The sequence below is a fragment of the Actinophytocola sp. genome, assembly GCF_036402745.1.
In the GTDB taxonomy this organism is placed as follows: domain Bacteria; phylum Actinomycetota; class Actinomycetes; order Mycobacteriales; family Pseudonocardiaceae; genus Actinophytocola.
The window spans coordinates 1-2,610 of record NZ_DASWSJ010000131.1 but is presented as its reverse complement, the minus strand read 5'-3'; the positions used below and the strand labels follow the sequence as shown (position 1 = coordinate 2,610).

Genomic DNA, 2,610 nt, shown 5'->3' with positions numbered 1-2,610 from the left:
CGTCTCGAACCCCTCCAGCCGCAGCACCTCCTCCACCAGGTCGGCGGGCTGCACGAGGTCGCTGCGCCACGTCGGCGGGATGGCCGTGACCATGGTCGCGCCGTCGTCGCCGGTGGTCACCTCGACCTGGCAGCCGATCTGCCCGAGCCTGCGCGCGGTCACGCCACGGGCGTAGCGCACGCCCGCGACGCGGTCCGGCAGGTCGATCGGCATCGTCACCGGGGCGGGCAACGCGGGCGTGCCCACGTCGGTGCGGCCGGGCTTGATGGCGCCGTCGCCGTAGAGGTGCAGCAGTTTCGCCGCGCGCTCCAAGGCGACCGGCGACAACGCCGGGTCGACCGTGCGCTCGTAGCGCTTCGCGGCCTCGCTGGGCAGCTTGTGCCTGCGCACGGTGCGGGCGATGGTCGCGGGGTCCCAGATCGCCGCTTCCAGCAGGATGTCGGTGGTGTTGTCGCCGACCTCGGTGCTCGCGCCGCCCATGACACCGGCCATCGAGATGACGCCCGTGTCGTCGGCGATCACGATGTCGTCCGGGTCGAGCACGCGGACCTGCTCGTCGAGCGTGGTGAGCTTCTCCCCCGCGTGAGCGCGGCGCACGGTGAGGCCGCCCTGCACCTTCGAGGCGTCGAACGCGTGCAGCGGGTGCCCGAGCTCGATCATCACGTAGTTGGTCACGTCGACCGGCAGCGAGATCGAGCGGATGCCCGCGAGCATCAGCCGCCTGCGCATCCACCACGGCGTCGGCGCCGTCGGGTCCACGCCGCTGACCTGGCGCGCGACGAACCGGGAGCAGCCCGCCCCGTCCTCGACGTGCACCGGCCAGACCTCGCCTTCGGCCTCGGGCACCTCGACGGCGGCCGGGTCGCCGAACGCGACGTCGAACGCGCAGGAGATCTCCCGCGCCAGCCCGCGCACCGAGAACGCGTACCCGCGGTCCGGCGTCGGCGTGATCTCCAGGACGGTGTCGTCCAGCCCGAGCAGCTCCACGGCGTCGTCACCGGGCTGCGCGGTGCCGCTGGGCAGCACCAGGATGCCGGAGTGCTCGTCACCCAGGCCCAGCTCACGAGCGGAGCAGATCATGCCGTCGCTGGTGTGGCCGTAGGTCTTGCGGGCGGAGATGGTGAAGTCGCCGGGCAACACGGCGCCGGGCAGCGCCACGACGACCGTGTCGCCTTCGACGAAGTTCGTGGCACCGCAGACGATGCCGTTGATCTGGCCGGGACCGACCTCGACCTGGCAGTAGCGGATCGGCTTCTTGAACTCCTTGAGCTCCTCGATCTCGACGACGCGACCCGCGACGAGGGGACCGGTGACGGGCCCGAGCGGGCGCACGTCGTCGATCTCCATGCCGATCCGGACGAAGGCGTCGGCCAGCTCCTCCGGGGTGGGCGCCTCGGCGAACTCGAGGTGCTCGGTCAACCAGCTAACCGGAATGCGCACCGGTCAGGCCTCCGTTCCGAAGGGCAGCGTGAAGCGGACATCGCCCTCGACCATGTCGCGCATGTCGGGCAGGCCGTTGCGGAACTGCAGCGTGCGTTCGAGACCCATGCCGAAGGCGAAGCCGGAGTAGACGTCCGGGTCGACGCCGGTCGCGCGCAGGACGTTCGGGTTGACCATGCCGCAGCCGCCCCACTCGACCCAGCCCGCGCCGCCCTTCTTCTCCGGGAACCACACGTCCACCTCGGCGGACGGCTCGGTGAACGGGAAGAAGTGCGGGCGCAGCCGCGTCCTGGAGTTCTCGCCGAACATGGCCCGCGCGAACGCGTCCAAGGTGCCCTTGAGGTGCGCCATGGTCAGGCCCTTGTCGACCGCGAGGCCTTCGACCTGGTGGAACACCGGGGTGTGCGTCGAGTCGAGCTCGTCGGTGCGGAACGTGCGGCCGGGGCACACCACGTACACCGGGAGCTCCCGCTCCAGCAGCGAGCGGGCCTGCACCGGGGAGGTGTGCGTGCGCAGCACCAGCCCCGAGTCCGCGGGCGCCACGTAGAACGTGTCCGACATCGTGCGCGCCGGGTGGTCCTTGCCGAAGTTCAGAGCGTCGAAGTTGAACCACTCGGTGTCCAGCTCAGGGCCTTCGGCGATCTCGTAGCCCATGGCCACGAAGACGTCGCCGACGCGCTCTGCCAGCGTGGTGATCGGGTGGCGTGCGCCGCGCGGGTAGCGGTCCCACGGCAGCGTGACGTCGACGGACTCCTCGCGGAGCACATGCTCGTCGCGCTCTGCCTGCAGGACGACCAGGCGTGCGTCGTAGGCCTTCTTGATGGCGCTCTGGGCCTCGTTGACCCGCTTGCCCGCCTCGGCCTTGGCCTTGGGCGGCAGCGCGCCGATCTCCCGGCGGGCGAGCAGTACCGGCGAGCGGTCGCCGACGTGCGCGGACTTCGACGCGGCGAGCGCGTCCAGGTCGGCGGCCTCGTCGAACGCCTTGAGCGCCTGCTGCACGGCCTCGTCGAGGGCCTCCGGCGCGAGCGCCGCGACCTGCTTCGGGTCGTACGGGTCGTTTGCTCCGGACATGGTTGGTGGACAGCTCCCGTTGGTCCGTCGCGGATAGGCGGAAATGCTCCGCCGCCCGACACGCGGCGTAGCAGGGCGATACTAGGCGATCGGCCCCGA

The 2,610-nt window shown here is 71.2% G+C and carries 2 protein-coding genes; both read right to left on the bottom strand.

The genetic code is table 11. The features are described from left to right. Positions 1-1,440, bottom strand: a 1,440-nt coding sequence (pheT, locus tag VGD70_RS13040; RefSeq protein ID WP_331081477.1) for a phenylalanine--tRNA ligase subunit beta, incomplete at its 3' end; no start/stop codon positions are given. A 3-nt stretch (positions 1,441-1,443) separates the two neighbouring features. Beyond that, the gene (locus tag VGD70_RS13035; protein ID WP_331081476.1) at positions 1,444-2,511 is read right to left on the bottom strand and encodes a phenylalanine--tRNA ligase subunit alpha; all 1,068 of its coding nucleotides are present in this window, start codon (positions 2,509-2,511) and stop codon (positions 1,444-1,446) included. Positions 2,512-2,610: the final 99 nt, after the last annotated feature.